This window comes from Hyphomonas sp. (assembly GCF_037969335.1).
Taxonomy (GTDB): domain Bacteria; phylum Pseudomonadota; class Alphaproteobacteria; order Caulobacterales; family Hyphomonadaceae; genus Hyphomonas.
Map to the genome: position 1 here is coordinate 1 of NZ_JBBKXE010000171.1, position 19645 is coordinate 19645.

General features: G+C 62.4%; 19 protein-coding genes. 2 read left to right on the top strand and 17 right to left on the bottom strand.

The window, feature by feature from the left end:
* Window positions 1-57: 57 nt before the first annotated feature.
* The 16 genes from truB to miaB all read right to left on the bottom strand — a co-directional run bounded on the left by truB (window position 58) and on the right by miaB (window position 15573).
* Window positions 58-1020: a tRNA pseudouridine(55) synthase TruB gene (gene truB / locus AADA04_RS12750; protein WP_340693650.1), complete on the bottom strand. Its 963-nt coding sequence runs from the start codon at window positions 1018-1020 to the stop codon at window positions 58-60.
* A 119-nt stretch (window positions 1021-1139) separates the two neighbouring features.
* Window positions 1140-1796, bottom strand: a complete 657-nt coding sequence (locus AADA04_RS12755; RefSeq protein ID WP_340693651.1) for a DUF6232 family protein — start codon at window positions 1794-1796, stop codon at window positions 1140-1142.
* 93 nt (window positions 1797-1889) lie between these two features.
* Complete coding sequence (gene rbfA, locus AADA04_RS12760) at window positions 1890-2294, bottom strand: 30S ribosome-binding factor RbfA (RefSeq protein ID WP_340693652.1); 405 nt, start codon at window positions 2292-2294, stop codon at window positions 1890-1892.
* Window positions 2294-2821: a YcxB family protein gene (locus AADA04_RS12765; protein WP_340693653.1), complete on the bottom strand. Its 528-nt coding sequence runs from the start codon at window positions 2819-2821 to the stop codon at window positions 2294-2296. Before AADA04_RS12765 ends, rbfA begins: the two co-directional genes overlap by 1 nt.
* Window positions 2822-2832: 11 nt before the next feature.
* Window positions 2833-5403 (bottom strand): translation initiation factor IF-2, encoded by a 2571-nt coding sequence (gene infB, locus AADA04_RS12770; RefSeq protein ID WP_340693654.1) that lies wholly within the window; start codon window positions 5401-5403, stop codon window positions 2833-2835.
* A gap of 53 nt (window positions 5404-5456) precedes the next feature.
* Window positions 5457-6134 carry an RNA-binding protein gene (locus AADA04_RS12775; RefSeq protein ID WP_340693655.1) on the bottom strand — a complete coding sequence of 226 codons (678 nt, stop codon included), beginning with the start codon at window positions 6132-6134 and terminating at the stop codon, window positions 5457-5459.
* Window positions 6109-7872, bottom strand: coding sequence for a transcription termination factor NusA (gene nusA, locus AADA04_RS12780; RefSeq protein ID WP_340693656.1), 1764 nt, complete (start codon window positions 7870-7872; stop codon window positions 6109-6111). The genes AADA04_RS12775 and nusA overlap by 26 nt, the downstream gene beginning before the upstream one ends.
* Complete coding sequence (gene rimP, locus AADA04_RS12785; RefSeq protein WP_340693657.1) at window positions 7869-8600, bottom strand: ribosome maturation factor RimP; 732 nt, start codon at window positions 8598-8600, stop codon at window positions 7869-7871. Before rimP ends, nusA begins: the two co-directional genes overlap by 4 nt.
* A gap of 49 nt (window positions 8601-8649) precedes the next feature.
* Window positions 8650-8859, bottom strand: coding sequence for a cold-shock protein (locus AADA04_RS12790; RefSeq protein WP_340693658.1), 210 nt, complete (start codon window positions 8857-8859; stop codon window positions 8650-8652).
* Between the two features lie 189 nt (window positions 8860-9048).
* Complete coding sequence (trmB, locus tag AADA04_RS12795) at window positions 9049-9744, bottom strand: tRNA (guanosine(46)-N7)-methyltransferase TrmB (protein WP_340693659.1); 696 nt, start codon at window positions 9742-9744, stop codon at window positions 9049-9051.
* A 33-nt stretch (window positions 9745-9777) separates the two neighbouring features.
* A complete protein-coding gene (locus AADA04_RS12800) occupies window positions 9778-10194 on the bottom strand; it encodes a helix-turn-helix domain-containing protein (protein WP_340693660.1) in 417 nt (138 codons plus the stop codon).
* A 41-nt stretch (window positions 10195-10235) separates the two neighbouring features.
* Complete coding sequence (gene lnt, locus AADA04_RS12805; protein WP_340693661.1) at window positions 10236-11879, bottom strand: apolipoprotein N-acyltransferase; 1644 nt, start codon at window positions 11877-11879, stop codon at window positions 10236-10238.
* A gap of 3 nt (window positions 11880-11882) precedes the next feature.
* On the bottom strand, window positions 11883-12746 hold the full coding sequence (locus AADA04_RS12810) for a transporter associated domain-containing protein (protein WP_340693662.1): 864 nt from the start codon (window positions 12744-12746) through the stop codon (window positions 11883-11885).
* A gap of 12 nt (window positions 12747-12758) precedes the next feature.
* A complete protein-coding gene (gene ybeY / locus AADA04_RS12815; protein WP_340693663.1) occupies window positions 12759-13208 on the bottom strand; it encodes an rRNA maturation RNase YbeY in 450 nt (149 codons plus the stop codon).
* 8 nt (window positions 13209-13216) lie between these two features.
* On the bottom strand, window positions 13217-14200 hold the full coding sequence (locus tag AADA04_RS12820) for a PhoH family protein (protein ID WP_340693664.1): 984 nt from the start codon (window positions 14198-14200) through the stop codon (window positions 13217-13219).
* Window positions 14197-15573 (bottom strand): tRNA (N6-isopentenyl adenosine(37)-C2)-methylthiotransferase MiaB, encoded by a 1377-nt coding sequence (gene miaB / locus AADA04_RS12825; protein ID WP_340693665.1) that lies wholly within the window; start codon window positions 15571-15573, stop codon window positions 14197-14199. The genes AADA04_RS12820 and miaB overlap by 4 nt, the downstream gene beginning before the upstream one ends.
* Window positions 15574-15732: 159 nt before the next feature.
* On the opposite strand from miaB, the gene AADA04_RS12830 reads away from it, so the two are divergent.
* Window positions 15733-17220 (top strand): sodium:alanine symporter family protein, encoded by a 1488-nt coding sequence (locus AADA04_RS12830; RefSeq protein WP_340693666.1) that lies wholly within the window; start codon window positions 15733-15735, stop codon window positions 17218-17220.
* Window positions 17221-17369: 149 nt separating this feature from the next.
* On the top strand, window positions 17370-18968 hold the full coding sequence (locus AADA04_RS12835; protein ID WP_340693667.1) for a caspase family protein: 1599 nt from the start codon (window positions 17370-17372) through the stop codon (window positions 18966-18968).
* A gap of 258 nt (window positions 18969-19226) precedes the next feature.
* Here AADA04_RS12835 and rpmE read toward each other — a convergent pair.
* On the bottom strand, window positions 19227-19645 hold a 419-nt coding region (rpmE, locus tag AADA04_RS12840), incomplete at its 5' end, for a 50S ribosomal protein L31 (protein WP_340693668.1).

Genomic DNA, 19645 nt, shown 5'->3' on the forward strand with positions numbered 1-19645 from the left:
GGTGATATGGGTGCGGGCGTGGCAGGGGTGCGCCGAGGGGGTGGCAGGCCCGTGGCTTCAGGCGCTTTGCGCCTCGCGGATGTTGAACACGCGAACCGGCTCGAAATGGCCGGCGCGAACGTCGCCGAGGGCGACGGCGGTGCCGTTGCAGGTGGCGAGCGCCAGGCGATCATCCTCATCAGCCGGATTGCGTGCCTCGCGCCAGGCTTCGACGACATGCGGCATCAGCATGATGGTACGGCCCTGGCGCAGGTTGGCGGCGTCGGCAGGGCTGACAGCGAGGCCCGGGATGCCGGTCAGGACCGACTGGAGGGGTTTGAGGGCAGCGAGCAGGTCTGATTTCTCGGTCATCTCCTGCAGCGCCGATATCGCAACGGCGTCTGGCGCGGAGAAGGCGCCGACACGGGTGCGGCGCAGCTGGCTGATATGGCCTTCGCATTCGAGGTCGAAGGCCAGGTCGCGGGCCATGGCGCGGACATAGAAGCCCTTGCCGGAGGTGACATGGATGACCGTATGGTCGGCGTCCGGCATGCCGATGACGCTGGCGGAATGGACCATAACTTCGCGCGGCTTCAGTTCGAAATCCTCGCCTTCGCGGGCGAGGTCATAGGCGCGCTTGCCGTCGACCTTGATGGCGGAGAATTTCGGCGGCACCTGTTCGATCACGCCGAGATAGTTGGTGAGCACGGCTTCTACGGCTTCGCGTGCCGGGCGGGCGTCGGATGTCGCGGTGACTTCGCCTTCGGCGTCCTGGCTGGCGGTCGAGACACCCCATTGGATGGTGAAGACATATTCCTTCTCGGAATCCATCGCCCATTGCACGGTCTTGGTCGCTTCGCCAAAGGCGATCGGCAGGATGCCGTCGGCGAGGGGGTCCAGCGTCCCGCCATGACCGACCTTTTCGGCATTGTAGAGCCGCTTGAGGATGGCGACGGCCTGGGTCGAGGTCATTTCGACGGGCTTGAACAGGTTCAGCCATCCGCTGACCGGATCACCCTTGCGTTTTCTCTGGCGGGCCAAATCGTGTCTCCTGCTGGCCCGGGGCGGTTCGAACGCTGGCGGGCCATCTTCATGCTGGCATATCAAAAGGAAGGCGCGGCCTTAGGCTGGCTGGCTGACGGCGTCAACCGCCGGGCCTGTCAGGATGCGGATTTGAGCCGTTCCGCCTCGGCCTCTTCTTCGTCTGCGTCGAAGAGGAGTTCGGGCTCGTCGTGCGATGGCGTCATGTCGTCATGGCGCGGGGGAACGGAGGCCGTCCGGGCGGGCTTGGGCAGCGTGAGGTCAACGATATCGAGATTGAGGTCGAATTCGCCGACGGTTTCGGTGTCGCCTGTATCCATCTTGTGGCGAACCACGTCGCGGATCTTCACCAGCACGTCCCGATTGTCGTCGACAATGGGGATCTGGCGCCCGTCAGACGTGCCGATGGTGAGACGGTGATAGGGTTCGCGCCGTTTGATCTTCGCGGCGATCATGGCGGCCCGTGTGCCAAGGAGCAGGCCAAGCAGGACGAGCACACCGCCGACAAACAGGGCGACCAGGCCGGATTGCTGGCCGGGGGCCAGCATCCACCATGCGAGCGCGACGAGGCCGAAGAACAGGTTTGCGATGCACAGCGTGGCATGAAGGCTCTGGGACTTGCGATTGCGCGGCATGTCCCACGGCGCAAAGTCCATCGATTCAATGGACATGGTGGCGATGCGGCGAATAGCGATCGTGTCATCACCCATCTGTAGCGATGCGGACGAGATTTCCCCGTGCCGGGCGCCTTCCATATCGAGTGTCTGGCGGTCCATCCGGCCCCTGTCCCTGTCGCAAGGCCTTAACGGTCTCAACAGATCGCCGCCAAGTCAAATGACAAAGCGGATAAGGCGCGGGCGCGGGGGCGCCTAGTCTTGCTGAAGGTCGCGTTTCACGCGGGGATCAGCCAGGAGGCGGTCAATATGCGTGGCTTCGTCATAGGACTTGTCCGCAATGAAGCGGAGTTCGGGTGTGAACCGCATGTCAATCTCGCGGCTGAGACGCCCGCGCAGGAAAGGCGCAGCGCGGGTGAGGGCGTCGGCCAGTTTCTGGCGGCCTTCGTCCGTGTCGTCGCCGAGCGGCGTGACGAAGATATTGGCCCGGCGCAGGTCGGGCGAACAACGCACCTCGCCAACCGTGATGATGATGCCCGTGAGGTCCGGATCGCGCAAATCCTCGCGTGACAGGATGTCGGCGAGGGCGTGACGGATGATTTCTCCGGCGCGCAACTGGCGCTGAGAGGGCATTTTGGCGGCAGCGGGTTTACGGGCCATCAGTGAGCAGCCTTTTCCTGTAGGCGGGAGATGAATGCAGCGCGGGCGGGCTTGTCCTTGCCGAACCATGCATCGGGGATGATCAGCGCATCAGCGCCATTGACGAGGACAGCGACATGACTTCGTCCGGTTTTGACGGACGCAACCGCCGACCAGTCAATGCGCGTTTCGATACCACCCCGGCGGACAATGAGCTGGTCGTCGTCCAGCGTGATGTCAGTGCTGAGGGTCATTTCCGTGCCGCGTCCGAACTTGTGCCGGTAAGACCAGCGAATGAAGATGAGGTACCAGGCGATGCCGGCAAAGGCTGCGACCATGGCCGAGATGAACCATTGCCAATAGTCCGACAGGCCGGCGAGCCGCATGGCCTCGCGCACCATGACCGCCATGCTGGCGGAAATGATCGGCGCCGTGACACCGGCATAGTAAACCGCTGTGGGGCCGACCGATCCGCCGCGCGTCAGGCGCGTCAGCCGCTTCACATCTTTCTCTCGCAGGAGACCTGAGATGCGCAGCGGGTCTGACATGGTGCCTGCCTCTAGGCGAGGGTTCTCGCGATTTCCTCGACCTGGAAGCATTCGATCTTGTCGCCGACGCGGATGTCTTCATAGCGCTCGAAGGCCATGCCGCATTCCATGCCGCCGGACACTTCGTTCACTTCATCCTTGAAGCGTTTCAGTGTTTTCAGCTTGCCTTCGTGGATCACGACATCGTCGCGCAGGAGGCGGACACCGCAACCGCGAAGCACTTTGCCCTCGGAAACACGGCAACCAGCGACCTTGCCGGTCTTGGTGATGTTGAAGACTTCGAGAATGTCTGCATAGCCAAGGAAGGTTTCGCGCTTCTCCGGTGCGAGCATGCCCGAGAGGGTGGATTTCACATCGTCGATCAGGTCGTAGATCACCGAATAGTAGCGGATCTCGATGCCTTCTTTCTCAGCGAGGTCGCGCGCCTGCTTGTTGGCGCGAACGTTGAACGCGAAGATCGGGGCGCCCGAAGACTTTGCCAGCATGACGTCGCTTTCGGAAATACCGCCGACTGCACCATGAATGACGCGGGCGCGGACTTCTTCGGTCGAAATCGCGTCGAGCGACATGGAGATCGCCTCAACCGAGCCCTGAACGTCGCCTTTGACAACGATCGGCAGTTCGGACGTTTCGATCGCGCCCTCTTTCAGACGGCTGAGCAGCTGGTCGAGCGAGACACGCGCCGCAGCGCCCGCCTTGCCGGAGATCTGGCGCTTGGTGCGCATGCGATAATCGGTGATTTCACGGGCACGCGCTTCCGTTTCGACGACCACGAAGGGTTCGCCGGGATCCGGAGCACCATCAAGGCCGAGAACTTCGACCGGCAGGGAAGGCCCTGCGTCGTGAAGCTGCTGGCCACGTTCGTCGGTGATCGCGCGAACCTTGCCCCATTGGGCGCCGGCCACGACAATGTCGCCGCGCTTCAGCGTACCGCGCTTGACGAGGACGGTGGCAACAGGGCCGCGTCCCTTGTCGAGCTGGCTCTCGATCACGACGCCGTCTGCAGCGCGGTCGGGATTGGCTTTCAATTCGAGGATTTCAGCCTGGAGCGAGATGGCCTCGGTCAGTTCGTCAAGGCCAACGCCGGTTTTGGCGGAGACCTTGATGGCCTGGGTTTCGCCGCCCATGCTTTCGACCTGGATGTCGTGCTGGAGAAGGTCGGTGAGGACCTTGTCCGGTGCCGCGTCATGCAGGTCGATCTTGTTGACAGCAACGATGATCGGAACCCCGGCCGCCTTGGCGTGATTGATCGATTCAATCGTCTGCGGCATGACCGAATCGTCGGCTGCCACAACGAGGATCGCGATGTCGGTTGCGTTGGCACCGCGTGCCCGCATGGCGGTAAACGCAGAGTGGCCCGGCGTGTCGAGGAACGTGATCTTCTGGCCGGATTTCAACTGAACCTGATACGCGCCGATATGCTGGGTGATGCCACCGGCTTCGCCTGCGACCACGTCGGTTGAGCGCAGGGCGTCGAGCAGCGAGGTCTTGCCGTGGTCGACATGTCCCATGATCGTGACGATTGGCGCACGCGGTTTCATCGTGGCGGGATCATCCGCTTCGCCTTCAAGACCGATCTCGACATCGGATTCAGCGACGCGGCGGACCGTGTGCCCGAATTCTTCGGTGATCAGTTCGGCCGTGTCGGCGTCGATGATGTCGTTGCCGCGCAGCATTTCGCCCTGGTTGATCATGAACTTCACGACGTCAGCGACGCGTTCATTCATGCGACCTGCGAGGTCTTGCAGGGTGATGGTTTCAGGCAGGGTCACTTCGACCGAGACCTTTTCGCGCTGGTCACCGCCGCCGAAGCGACGTTCGCGTTCACGTTCGCGGGCGCGCTTGAGCGACGCGAGCGAGCGCTGGCGATCGGCATCGTCGCCGAGGGCCGATGAGATGGTCAGCTTGCCACGACGGCGTTCGCCGCTGTCGCGGGTGGTGCGGGCTGCGGCTTCGCGCGAACGATCGCGGTCATCCTTGCCGGCCTTGCCGCGCTTGCTGCGGCTGGTCGATTCTTCTGCGGCTGGATCTGGCAGCGGCGATGCTGTCACGTCCGGCTTGGCGCGGCCGCGGGCAGGGCGTTCACCCGCCACGGGTGCAGCCGGTGCGTTCGCGGCGGCTTCGGCTTCGGCCTTGCGGGCTTCTTCCTCGGCGCGGCGGCGGACTTCGGCTTCTTCGCGTTCGCGGGATTCTGCGGCCTTGCGTTCCTGTTCGGAGCGGAGGCGATCCTGGCCGTCGACAACGGCCTGGTTTTCCTTGGCGCGGTTGGCTTCTTCAGCCTTGCGCTCAAGCAGCACTTTCTGGCGTGCTTTCAGCTCGTCGACCGTGATGCCAAGCTTGCGGGCCGTTGCGACGAGACGCGCCTGGAGCGTGTCTGTCTGCTTGGCCGGCGCATCACCTGACTGTCCGGCTGCGGGGCCAGCGCCGCCAGGGCCAACCGCCCGGCGCTTCTTGGTTTCCACAACAACCTGCTTCGAGCGACCATGGCTGAAGCTCTGCTTCACCGTGCCTGCTGATTTGCGGGCGACGGTGAGCGGCTTGCGGCCACCCGAATTATTACCTGTATCGTTCGTTTCGCTCATACGTCCTACATATCACATTTTCAGCCGAAGCGCCCATGCGTCCCGGCGAGTTTTCAAGTCCGATCCTGATCCTTGAACCAGTTCAATTCTGGCGCTTCGCGAAACCCGGTCAGCCGGCGATAAGCCAGTGTCCACGTCTTCGCAATGGCGCCCTTGCGGATGAGCCCGTGTATCACACGCTCCCGGCCAAACGCCATGCCCAATTCCACCGAAGACAGTGCTCCGGCCACGTTCACGCTGCTATATAGCGCTTTGGCGAGGAAATACACCTTGTTACGGCCATCTTCTGCACCATCCGACGCCTCGAGCAGTATTCCATGGGTCTTCTTGCGCAGTGCATCCTTGACCTGATCGTAGCCGAGGATCACTCCGCCCGCCTTTTTCGCCATTCCGAGTATGTTCTGGCAGCGTTTCAGCAGCAGGTCTTCAACCTGGTCGACGAGCCCGTCGGGCACTTTGACCTTTTCCTTGAAGCCGCGCGCAAAGGCGCCTTTCGCGGCGGCGAGGGCAACGCTGTCCCGGTCTGCTTTGACCCAGACGCCACGACCCGGCAGTTTTGCATTGATATCAGGCGTCACGACCATGTCGGGAGAGAGTACAAAGCGCACCATCTCCGTCTGCGCCAGACGCTCGCGCGTCACGGCGCACTGACGAACGGGGCCCTCCCCGTCCGTCGTGTCACCTGCCGTGCCGGCTAAGCGCGGATCACTCTTTCGGTGCGGCTTCGTCATCGCCGCCCTCCGCTGCCAGGGCATCGAGATCGAATTCGAGCTCTTCAAGGGCTGCGTCTGCAGCGTCTGCACCGCCGAGGTCGCCAAGGGCGAGCAGGGCGCGTTCTTCTTCGGTCAGGTCGGCCGTGGCGGTTTCAGCAGGTTGCTGGGCCGCGACGAGCTGTTCGATGGCGTCCTGTTCGATCCAGCCGGCGAGCACGCGGGCCTTCATGATGAACATCTGCGCGTCGTCCTTGCGCATTTCGCCCTTCTTCAGGATGCCTTCAACCCAGACCGGCTTGCCGTCAGGGCCTGGCTCGCGGAAGCCCGTGATGTCGTCGGGCACGAGGCCGGCGACGTCTTCGACGGTCTTCACGCCTTCCTGGCCGAGCTTCACGGCGAAGGCAGGTGTCATGTCGTCAAGCGCCATCACTTCGTCCTCGACGCCGAGCTCCTTGCGCTTGGCGTCGTTTTCGGCGGCCAGGCGATCCAGGAATTCGCGGGCGCGTTCCTGGAGTTCGGCAGCAACTTCCGCGTCGAAACCTTCGATCTGGATGAAGTCTGCAGGCGCCACGAAAGCGATTTCCTCGACGGTCTCGAAACCTTCCGATGCCAGCAGCTGGCCCAGCGTTTCGTCAGCATCGAGTGCTTTCATGAAGAGGTCGGTACGCTCCTGGAATTCGCGCTGGTAGCGCTCGGAGTCTGCACTTTCCGTGACGAGGTCGATCTGCCAGCCGGTCAGCTGGGAGGCGAGACGCACGTTTTGGCCGCGCCGGCCGATGGCCAGCGGGAACTGGTCGTCAGCGACGACGACTTCGACACGGCGCTCTTCTTCGTCGAGCACCACTTTCGACACTTCGGCCGGCTGCAATGCGTTCACGATGAAGGTCGCGTCGTCATAATTCCACGGGATGATGTCGATCTTCTCTCCCGAGAGTTCGCCGACAACGGCCTGGACGCGCGCACCGCGCATACCGACGCAGGCACCGACCGGATCAATCGACGAGTCGTTCGAGACCACACCGATTTTCGCGCGGCTGCCCGGGTCGCGGGCACAGGCGCGGATATTGATGACGCCGTCATAGACTTCCGGCACTTCCTGGGCGAACAGCTTGACCATGAAGTCAGGTGCGGCGCGCGACAGGAAGATCTGCGGGCCCTTCATTTCGCGGCTCACCTTGTAGAGATAGGCGCGCACGCGGTCGTTCGGCTGGAAGTTTTCGCGCGGGATGCCGTCATTGCGGCGAATGATGCCCTCGGCGCGGCCAAGATCGACAATAACGTGGCCGTATTCGACGCGCTTGACGATGCCGTTGATGATCTCGCCGACGCGGTCCTTGTATTCTTCGTACTGACGCTCACGCTCGGCATCGCGCACTTTCTGCATGATGACCTGCTTGGCGGTCTGTGCGGCGACACGGCCGAAATCGAAGGGTGGGAGTTCTTCCTTCAATTCGCTGCCGATCTCGAGTTCCGGATCGATGCGCTTGGCTTCGGTCAGGCGCAGTTCCTTGGATTCGTCTTCGAGGTCTGCATCCGCAACGACCGTCTGGATACGCCACAGCGTCTGCTCGCCCGTGGTCGGTTCGAACCGCGCGCGGATGTCGTGTTCCTGGCCGTACTTGGCCTTGGCCGCCTTTTCGATGGCTTCCTGCATGGCTTCGACAACGATGCGTTGGTCGATCGATTTTTCCTCTGCAACCGCTTTCGCGATCTGGAGGATTTCCAGCCTGTTGGCTGAAACGCCGATTGTATTCATGTGACGTCTCCCGTCTTCTCGTTTGTATCTGTGTCGTCGTCGGACTCGTCGATCTCGAATTCCTCGAGACCTTCGTCATCCATTTGCGGCGGCAGGCTGCCATCGGCGCGTGCCGCATCAATCAGGGCATCGGTGAGAACCAGCGTGGCGCGGCTCATTTCGTTGACATGCGCGACCAGTTCGGTGGCGTCGTCCAGTTCGATATGGGCGCCGGCATCGTCTTCACCGGTGATCGTGCCGGAAAACCGGCGCCGACCGTCAAGCGGCCGGATCAGTTCGATCCGGACTTCATGGCCGGTCCAGCGGGCGAAATCGCCGGGCCGGGTGAGGGGCCGGTCAATGCCGGGCGTGGAAACCTCAAGCGTATAGGCTTCCTTGATCGGGTCGGATTCCTCGAAGACCGGGCTGAGGGCCCGCGAGAGCCTGGCGCAATCTTCCACGCTGGTGGGCGCGCCGCCGGTTCGTTCGGTCATGATCTGCAATCCGGGACGCCGCCCGCCCATGACGCGCAGACGTACGATTTCCAGTCCGAGGCCCGCAGCCACGGGGGCAGCGATCTCGAGAATACGGCGTTCCTGTTCGGTCAGGGCAATCATGGTATGGGGCAAATCCGGGCAAAGAAAAACGGCGGCCCCGTTGCCGGAACCGCCGCCGATATTTTTCGACTTGCCGCCTATATAGTCGCGCATGGATGCAATGTCGAGAGCGGGCTTCAGCGCAACACGCATCCAAAGGGCCGGAGGGCGCGCTTCCGGTGCCGTCGGGATAAAAGCGCGCCTAGAGGATTTTGAGGTCCACAGCCGATGTCTTGCCCCGGCGCTCATCATTATAGAGCTCGTAGGAGATCGCCTGGTCTTCCGCCAGCGTGCGCAGGCCGGAGCGTTCAACGGCGGAAATGTGCACGAACACGTCGGTTCCGCCATCGTCAGGCTTGATGAAGCCGAAGCCCTTCTGGTCGTTGATCCATTTCACTTTGCCAGTTGCCATACTTGAATTCCTTCGCGTTTATCAAAAACGATCAGGCCCTGAGACGAGTCTGATCCGCCTATCGAAACGGGTAGGAAGAAAGTCATGGCCGTCGGTCTGACGGGGTCTTGATATTCAGACCGACCGAATTCGATGGCGATATGAAACGCATAAGTGCGACATTTCGTCAAGCATTCGCGGGGGCCCTGGTTACACGCGGAAGTCGAGCCAGACCGGTTCACAATCGCCCAGCCGCTTGGCTTCGTAGCGGGTTGGCACATGGTCTGCGGGCGGTGTGCGCCAGTCACCGGCGCGCTCTGCCTGCCAGGCAAAACCGCCATGAGCGAGAAAGCGCGCGAGGGCTTCGTCGGCATAGCTTGCGACATCGGTGGCGAAGCGGACCCGGGCGCCGGGCGCAAGGATACGGTGGAGTTCAGCGAGGAAGTCTGGCTGGATCAGGCGCCGCTTCTGCTGTTTCTTCTTGGGCCAGGGATCCGGAAACAGGATGAAGACCTGGTCAACGGAGTGATCCGCCAGGCTGGCCATGAGCGGGCGGGCGTCATCCATCCAGAGCCTGACATTGGCAAGGCCATGCTCGTCAACGCCCGTCAAAGCCTTGGCCATGCCTTCGATGAAGGGCTCGCAACCGATGAAACCGGTGCCCGGTGCCCGCCGCGCCTGTTCGATCAGGTGCTCGGCGCCGCCAAAGCCGATTTCGAGGCAAACCGGTCCGGGGTTCGCAAACAGGGAATGGGGGTCGAGCGGGCCGTCGGCCCCGACGGGGACGGTCAGGCCGGGCAACCTGTCATCGACCAATGCCTGCTGGCGCGCCGACAGGGCACGACCGCCGGTTCGCCCGAATGTGCGAATGGGACGGATCTGAGAGTCGGGCGTGCGTGATGTCATGGGCCCGCGTCTTGCCTTAGCCGACGGGTGCAATCAATCCCGTTGTTTCGGTTCGAAGGCGGAGGCGGCCGCGCGCACGGTGCCGAGAAGCGATTTGCGCAACGACATGTCCTCGATTTTCTGGAAGGCTGCGATGAGTTCCAGCGTTTCCGAATTCATGACGGGCGCATGGGCGTCACCGTCTTGAGTGACCTGGGCATTTTCGTGATCGACGAAGCCCTCGGCACCCTCGTAGAAATACGTGATCGGAACACCCAATACAGACGCAATCTCGAAAAGGCGCCCGGCCGATACCCGGTTGACGCCCTTTTCGTACTTCTGGACCTGCTGGAATGTCAGGCTGAGAAGTTCGCCAAGGCGTTCCTGGGTCAGCTTGAGTTCTCGGCGGCGCCACCGCACGCGCTGGCCGACTACGCGGTCAATTCCACTCGGTAGTTTGTTCTCTGACATATCCCACCCGGTGCACGTTTTACCTGCATCTGCTGGGCATGTTAACGCCGCCAGCTTGCGAAAGCTAGGCCCGCGAACAAGCAGAGGGTGAGCCAGAACAGGACAATCCCGATACGATGCTGGTAAATCGTGACGCCGGCGGGCACCGGCAACCGGCCGCGGCCATAGGCAGCGTTCCATCCTTCGGGGGCGTCTGCCGTCGGCACGCCGCGCAAGACTTCGCGTCCGTAACCGTCGAGAATTGCAGACGCGCCTCGGCTGGCAACGCGGGCCATGGGCAGGCCGGTTTCGATGGCGCGGTAGCGGTTCTGGGCATAGTGCTGGGCCGGCCCCATGCCGCCGCCGAACCAGCCATCATTCGAAATCACCACGAGCCAGTCTGCGCGTCCGTTGAGGTTGGCATCACGCGGGATCGATGGATACAGCCCTTCATAGCAGATCATGGCAACAAAGGGCGGGACATTGTCCGCATAGATCACGGCCGGTCCGGGACCGGGCCTGAAGCCGTCTGTCGCCATCTGCTGCATCGCCCCGGGGAGTATGCCGGAAATGTAGCGGCCGAACGGGATGATCTCTGCAGCGGCCAGTTCGCCAAACGGCACAAGGCGGTGCTTGTCATAGAGCGCAAGCGGTCCGGATCGTGCGGCGCTCTGGTCGAGCACGGTCAGACTGTTGAAATAGGCGCGCTTGCTGTCGTCGGTGATCTCGTAGCGTGTCGTGCCGACAATCAGGACGCGCGGTCCGAGATAGGCGTCGATAATGTCGATGGCGTTCGGATCCTGAAGCAGGTTCACCGGTATCGCGCCTTCCGGCCAGATGATGATGTCACCCGGCGCGCCATCCTCGGTCGTCAGCATCTTGATGTATTCTTTCAGGATCGCGTCCGGCCCGACTTTCCACTTCTCGTCCTGCGAAACGCCTGAATCCATCAAAACGACAACCGTGTCGGAAAGCGGCGAGGGCTCGGCAATACGCTGCGCGCCCCAGGCCCAGCCGAGTGCGATGAGAATGCCGGAGGCAAAGGTCGGCAACATCCGTACCGCCAGTCCGCGGGCGTCGCGGGTGTCGACGAGCGCCGCGGGCGCAGAGACGACGAAGATGGTGAGCAGCGTGAGCCAGTAGACGCCGCCGATCGAGGCGGCCTGGGACAGGGCGCCACCAGGCATCCATGTCGTGCCGGGCAAGTTCCACGGAAAGCCGCCGAACAGGTGGCCGCGGACATATTCGGCGAGTGAGAAGAAGAGCGCAAAAACAAACACGCGTGACGGCGAGGCCGACCAGAACGCCCCGGCCATGGCGCCCGCTGCGCCCCAGATCAGCGCCATGCCTGCCGGCAGGAGAATGAGCGGCATCCAGAGGAAAATCGCGTATTTTTCGGGTTCGACCAGAAAGGGTGACGCCGTCCAGTGCATGCTGATCAGGAAGAACCCGACGCCAAAGGCCCAGGTCCGCATGAAGATGGCCTTGCCCCATTTGCGGTGTCCGCGCGCGCCATCCAGCATCCAGACCAGGCCGGTGAATGAAATCACCAGCACGGCGCTGAAGTGGAAAGGGGCAAAAGCGACCGCCGAGAAGGCGCCAAGCAACAGGGCTGTGCCGGCTGCGGCCCAGCCTGTCACTCGCGCGAACGCCTCATTCAGGGGGCCAAGGGCGGTGAACCCGTGGCTGCGCACTCCGTCTGTCATGCTTTACTCCTGGGGTTGCGGCGCGGCGCCGACCTCCGGTGTTCGCAGGCGCAGGCGACGAATGCGCCGCGCGTCTGCGTCCATGATCTCGATTTCGACACCCGAGGGATGCCGCAGGACCTCGCCGCGGACAGGCACTTTGCCAGCCAGCGCGAACACGACGCCGCCAAGCGTTTCGATGTCAGTATCCATGTCGGCCAGATCAAGATCAATTCCGGTTTCCTCTGCGAAATCTTCGATTTCGGTCCGTGCGTCGGCCTCCCAGACGCGCTGGCTGCGACGCACGAACATGGGCTCCTCATCGTCGTGTTCGTCTTCGATGTCACCGACGATTTCTTCGACAAGGTCTTCGAGCGACACAAGGCCGTCGGTGCCGCCATATTCGTCGACCACGAGGGCAAGGTGTATGTGCGTTGACTGCATCTTTACAAGCAGATCTGTCAGCTTCATCGACGGCGGAACATAAAGCACTTCGCGGTGCAATCGTTCCAGCGGTTGCTTGGCGGTTTCGCCCCCCGTCGCCAGTTCCTTCACGACATCCTTGATGTGCACGAACCCGATCGGATCGTCGAGCGACTCGCGGAACACCGGCAGGCGCGAATGGGTCACTTCAGCGAAGTATTTCAGGAGTTCCGGAAACTCCATGCCGACTTCGACGGCTTTGACTTCAGCGCGCGCAACCATGACGTCATCGACGCGCATCTGCTCGAATTCCTCGATACGCAGGCGCATTTCATGGGGGGTGGTGGTGGGGTCACCCATGCCGGGTTCGGTCGGCTGTGCGGCGTTACGGTCCTTGCGGCCGAAGCCGAGCATCTTGCGTAATCGCCCGCTCGGGGCAGGGTCTGAAGGGTCTGGGTCGCTCATGTCGTCGGTGCTTTAGTCTGAATCATACGGATTGGCTATGCCGAGAGATGCCAGCGCGGCGATTTCCAGTGGTTCCATGATCGCGGCTTCGTCCGGTTGCATGTGGTCATGGCCGAGCAGGTGAAGGTAACCGTGGATCAGCAGGTGCGTCAGGTGGTCGGGCAGGGTCTTGGCCTGGGCGGCCGCGTCGCGCGCACAAATGCCATATCCCACGGCGATATCGCCGAGCAGGGGACGGTCCATTTCAAGCGCCGGAAAGGACAGGACGTCGGTTGCCTTGTCGATGCCGCGAAAGTCCTTGTTGAGCTGCCTGAGCACTGCGTCATCGGTCAGAAGCAGGGACACAGTCCCTTCGGCAGGTGCGACGCTGCTACCGGCCGCGAAGGCCCGGCGGCTCAGCGCTTCCAGGTCTCCGAGAGCGTCCCAGCCACCCTCTTCCACGATCAGGTCGACGTTGATCATCGCGGCTTTCAGCCCTCTCCTGCGGCGGCATAGGCATCAATGATCCGGCTGACGAGGCCATGGCGCACCACGTCGGCGGCCGTCAGGTGATAGGCATGGACGCCTTCGACTCCGTCGAGGATTTTCAGGGCGTGTTTCATGCCGGATGGCTGGCTGCCCGGAAGATCGACCTGGCCGGGATCGCCGGTGACCACCATACGGCTGTCGCGGCCGAGGCGCGTCAGCACCATTTTCATTTGCGAGACTGACGTGTTCTGCGCCTCATCGACGATCACGAAAGCGTTCTTGAGAGTCCGGCCGCGCATGAACGCGAGCGGGGCGACTTCGATCTCGCCGCGCGCCATGCGGCGCTCCATCTGTTCCTGCCCCATGAGTTCGCGCAGCGAATCCCAGATCGGCAGCATGTAGGGATCGACCTTCTCTTCCAGCGTGCCGGGCAGGAAGCCGAGTTTCTCGCCGGCTTCGACAGCCGGACGGGTCACGATCAGGCGCTGGCGCAGGCCGGAGGTCAGCTCCGCGACGCCGGCGGCGACAGCAAGAAAGGTCTTGCCCGTGCCGGCAGGACCGACGCCGAAGACGAGGGCATTGTCGGAATTGGCCAGCAATTCGAGATATTTCGCCTGTCCGCGTGTCTGGGGCTTGATCGGCTTCTTCAGGCCGGCCAGTCCGCCGAAGGTCTGGGCCGGGGTGCGGGCGGCTTCAAGTGCGCCTTCCAGTTCCATGTCATTGGCCTCGGTGCCGCTGCGGATGCGGCGCTCAAGCTCTGCGAGTGCCGCTTCGGCAATCGAGACACCTTCTTCAGTGCCGACGAGGAGGATGCCGCCGCCCTGGCTTTCGGCGCGCAGGTCATATTCGGCGAGCCGGTTCTCGAGCAGCTGGAGGTGGCGATGATGCGGGCCGCACAGGTCCTGCAGCCGCGCGGCATTGCGGACTTCGAATATGCGGCTGACGGGCGCCTCGCGGGAGGTGGGCTTGCGGGGCTTCAGGGTCACGCAGCCGCCTCGCGGGCCGAGATGAACTCGCCTGTCAGGGAATTGGGACTGGAATCCACGACGTGCACGGAAGCGATCTGGCCGATCAGTTCGACGGGCCCATTGAAGTGGACAGCCTGCTGGTAGGGCGAGCGGCCATGAACCTGGCCCGGCTGACGTCCCTTGCCGGTAACGAGTACGTCGAGGGTCTGGCCGATCTGGGATGCGTTGAAGGCCATCTGCTGGTCGCGCAGCAGGGCTTGAAGGGCCTGGAGCCGGGCATTCTTAACGTCTTCGGGAACCTGCCCGAACATTTCAGCCGCCGGGGTGCCGGGACGCCTGGAATATTTGAACGAATAGGCGGTGGCGAATCCGGTCTGGCGAACCAGGTCCATCGTGGCGTCGAAATCCGCGTCGGTCTCGCCGGGAAATCCGACGATGAAATCGGAGGCGAGGGCAATGCCGGGGCGTGCCGCGCGCACTTTTGCGATGATGTCATGGAAGTCTGCTGCCGTGTGGCCGCGATTCATCGCCTTGAGAATGCGATCCGAGCCCGATTGAACCGGCAGGTGCAGGAAGGGCATCATTTCCGGCGTGTCGCCGTGCGCGGCGATCAGGTCGTCGTCCATGTCGCGCGGATGGCTGGTCGTGTAGCGGATACGGTCGATGCCACCGATCTTCGCAATGTGGCGACAGAGCTGGCCGAGGTCCCAGTCCGGACCCCCTTCGATGGCCGGTGCTGCGCCATGGAAGGCATTGACGTTCTGGCCGAGGAGGGAAATCTCGCGCACACCCTGTGACGCGAGGCTGCGCGCTTCGACGACAATATCATCGACGCTGCGGGAGAGTTCGGCGCCGCGCGTATAGGGCACGACGCAGAACGTGCAGAACTTGTCGCAACCTTCCTGCACCGAGAGGAAGGCTGTCGGGCCATCTGCGGCGCGCGCTTTGGGCAGGGCGTCGAATTTTTCCAGCGTGTCGAACTCGGTCTCCAGCCGGTCGCCGACGGCACGGCTGACGCGGGCGATCATTTCCGGCAGCTTGTGATAGGCCTGCGGGCCGAGCACGAGATCGACGGCGGGCTGGCGGCGGATCAACTCCTCGCCTTCGGCCTGGGCCACGCAACCGGCCACGGCGATGGTCATGCGCCCACCGGACGCCTCTTTCATCCGCTTCAACTGGCCAAGCTCGGAATAGACCTTCTCGGTCGCCTTTTCACGGATATGGCAGGTGTTGAGCACGACAAGATCCGCCTGCTCGGGCCCATCCACCGGCGCATAGCCAAGCGGTCGCAGCACGTCGCGCATGCGTTCGGAATCATAGACGTTCATCTGGCAGCCATAGGTCTTGATAAACAGACCCTTGGGCGCCTTTGCGGTATCGGTTGAATTCATCCGCGGGCTTATGCCTGAAATCCGCCCGTCCTGCCAGAACCTTGTGCGGCGACAGGTGATTGGCTCGCAATTGTCCGGGCCATCTGTGACAAAGCCTTCACACACGGGCAAACCGGGCTAGGGTGCCCCGAATTAGACACAATGGAGGCGGGGAGGCCCATGGAGAACTTTATTCAGACGATCAACGGACTTGTCTGGGGGATACCGATGCTGACCCTCTTGTTGGGTACCGGCATTTTCCTGACAATCGGCCTCAGATTTCTGTCGGTGACGAAGCTACCCTTTGCTTTCGGTCAGCTGTTCAAGAAACCTGACAAGAATGACGAAGGCGATGTGACGCCATTTGGCGCGCTGATGACCGCTTTGTCGTCGACAATTGGCACGGGCAACATTGCCGGCGTTGCGGCCGCGATCACGATTGGCGGGCCGGGTGCGGTTTTCTGGATGTGGATGACGGCGATTGTCGGCACGGCCACGAAATATTCCGAAGGCGTCCTCGCCGTGAAATACCGCGAAATCGACGCCGACGGACGCCATGTCGGCGGGCCGATGTATTATATCAAAAACGGCATGGGCAAAAAATGGCTCTGGCTGGGCGGCCTGTTCGCCACGCTGGGTATCCTGGCCAGCTGGGGCACTGGCGCATCCATCCAGGCCAATTCAATCGCCGACGCACTGAGCTCCAGTTACGGGATTTCCCCGCTGATCTCGGCGACTGTACTGGCCGTCGGAGCCGCGGCTGTGATCCTGGGCGGCATCAAGCGTATCGCCAGTGTGGCCAGCCGGCTTGTCCCGTTCATGGCCGCGTCCTACCTGGTCGGCGGCCTGCTGGTTATCGGCTTCAATGTATCTCATGTTCCTGAAGCTTTCGGGGCGATTTTCCGGGGTGCTTTCGGGATCGGCAGCGCAGGCACGGGTATCTCCATCGGACTGATGATGCTGGCCATGCAGAAAGGTGTCGCGCGCGGCATCTTCTCGAACGAGGCCGGACAGGGCTCGGCGCCCATCGCGCACGCCGCCGCCAAGAACCATGATCCGGTCGATCAGGGACTTGTGGCCATGCTGGGCACCATTATCGACACGCTGATCGTCTGCTCGATCACCGCGCTGGTGATCCTGACCTCGGGCGTGCTGGACCAGAGTTGCCTGCCGACCGCTGAAACGGCGGCGAGTTTCCTTGCCAATGGCCAGCCGGCCGGCTGTGATACCGGGGCCCCGCTGACATCGCAGGCCTTTGGCGCGGTTCTCACGCCGACCGTCGGCGGTATCCCGCTTGGTGAGCATATTGTTGTCATCTCGCTGACCATATTTGCGTTCACCACCATTCTTGGCTGGAGCTATTACGGGGAACGCTGCTGTGAATTCCTGTTCGGCGAAAAATCGATCCTGCCATTCCGGTTGAGCTGGATCCTGGTCACCTTCGCGGGTGCCGCGGCGCTGATGTTCGAAGGCCAGGTGAAGAACATTGTGAACCTGTTCTGGCTGGTGGCAGACACGCTGACCGGGCTGATGGCGGCGCCCAACCTGGTTGCGCTTGTTGTCCTCAGTCCGATCGTCTTCAAGCTCACACGGGACCATTTCAATGGCTTGAAAAAGGGCGCGCCGGTTTCCTATGTCGCGGATGATCAAGAGCCACCGGCAGAATAGGCCGGCCTTCCAAACGAGATGAGAGCCCCGTTCCCGTTCGTCGGGGGCGGGGCTTTTTCATGGCCGTGCTCTCGCAAGGGGCGATTGACGGGTTCCGTCAGACACGAATTTCTGGCTTAATGTCGTGGTTAAGTGTGGGGACACCGAGCATGAAACTGAAATTCGCTTTCAGCCTGATCGCCAGCCTTGTCTGCCTGTCCAGCGCCGCCTTCGCGCAGGCGCGGGTCGCTCTGGTGATCGGAAATTCCAATTACGGCCAGTCCGGATGGGAATTGCCGAACCCGGTCAAGGATGCGGACCTGATCTCGGATACGCTGAAAGGCATCGGTTTCCAGGTCACCCTGGTCAAGGACGCGACCGAGGATGAAATGGAAGTGGCCTTCCAGGACTATGGCGCCCGCCTGACCGCTGCCGGCACCGATGCGATCGGCGTATTCTATTATGCCGGGCACGGGGTCCAGTCGGAGGGCCTGAATTACCTGGTGCCGATTGACGCGAATGCGCGGACGGAACAGGACCTGTGGCGACAGGCGCCGCGGCTAGGCGACGCGCTGCAATACATCAACAGCGCGGGCAATTCGGTCAATTTCGTGATCCTCGATGCCTGCCGCAACAATCCGCTGCCCAGTGCAACACGCGACGTTTCGGGCGGGCTGGCCCCGGTCGGGCGGGCGCGGGGATTGCTGATTTCCTATGCGACCGAGCCGGGTTTCACGGCGTTTGACGGCGAGAACCAGCACAGCCCCTTTACCGAAGCGCTGGCGGCGGTTTTGCCGGTGGACGGCCTGATTGCCGAACAGGTGTTCAAGCGCGTGGCGGACCGCGTCAGCGCGGCCACGGAGGGTGCGCAGACACCGTTCTACAATAGCGGCCTGACCGGTGAGGATATCTGCTTTGCCCAATGCATGGCCGAGGGCGGCATTTCGAGCGCCGAGCAGACCGTGTTCGACCTGGCCGAGAGCCCCTGCGAATACGCGGCATTCCTTGACCAGTACCCGGCGAGCCCCCTCGCCACGCTGGCCAGGACACGGGCGGAAACCTGTAATGGCGGCGCCGGTGGCGACGGCAGGGACGTGGCGGCCCTGTCGGAGGATATTCCGGGCGCGCCTGCGGATTCCGCGCCGTGGACGCCGACGGTTGTGGAAGCCGGATCTGATCTCAGCGCCTCGCTTGCGTGCATTGCGGACCATGCAAAGGCAGACATGTGTAAGCCGGACGACTGGAGCGGGGTCTACGAGAATTGCAAAACCTACGAACATGCCTTGCTGGACGATGGCAGCCTGCTCCAGGCAGTCAGCAGCGGCATGTGCACGGCAACCGGCTGGCCGGCACTGATGAAGCGCTACACGTGGGAAGCGCAGAATGAGGACGCCTTTCGCGACAAATACGCTGCCCAGCCGAACGATTTCCGGTCATCCATGACGTGCCTCGACGCCTATGCCCGCACGGATCGCTGCACCGTGCGGCGCTGGAGCGATGTCTACGAAACCTGCCGCACCTATGAGCATGAGCGCCTGGATGATGGCGTGCTGCGGGCGGCTGTGGAGGCAGGCCAGTGCTCGGCGAAGGGCTGGGGGACGCTGCAGATCCGGCTGGGGGCTGTCAGCGGCTATCTCGAGCAGAAATCTGTCGTGCCGTATGTGCAGGAGCAGATGAAGAGCAAGATGCCGATCCAGCAGCAGTCACCGGACCTTGGGGACATGCTCAAGGACGAGGGCTACACCAAGCAACAGCTCAAAAAGTACTAGCTGTTAGGGTCATCGGGCACTGCGCATGTCACCGGAACGATGCGTACCGTTTTGCAGCAGGGCTACCTGTCGCCCTGTTTTGCGCCTGGAATCGGCGTGTGACGGGTGACATGCAAGGGTGTGATCGGGGTGAGCCGGCGGTACGGCGAGGGGGTGGCAAGGGTGAGGCCGGTCCGGACTCTGGCCCCAAAATGAGAAAAACCCCGGCCATAAGGCCGGGGCGTTCCCACTCTACGCATCATAGAAGACCCGTCGGTCTTACATGAAGCCTTTGAACTTGTCTTTGAAGCGCGACACGCGGCCACCGCGGTCGAGCATCTTGCCGTCGCCGCCAGTCCACGCCGGATGCGACTTGGAGTCAATGTCCAGAACCAGCTTGTCGCCTTCGGCGCCATAGGTCGAACGGGTCTGGTATTCGGTGCCATCGGTCATCACAACGTTGATGAAGTGATAATCGGGATGCCCTTCTTTTTTCATAGCCTGGGCCTCTCTATGTAGCCTGGTGTAACGGGTTGAATTCGCACGAGGTGCGCTGGCATGTCTCAGCCATTTTTCGACGCCCGGCGTGTAACTGAAACAGCGGCGTCCTGCAAGAGGGCGCTTGCATTGAATTGATGCGTGCGCGCAGAAAGAACTCCCATGGCCGATACAGAAACCAGCCTCGTCGAGGATCGCCG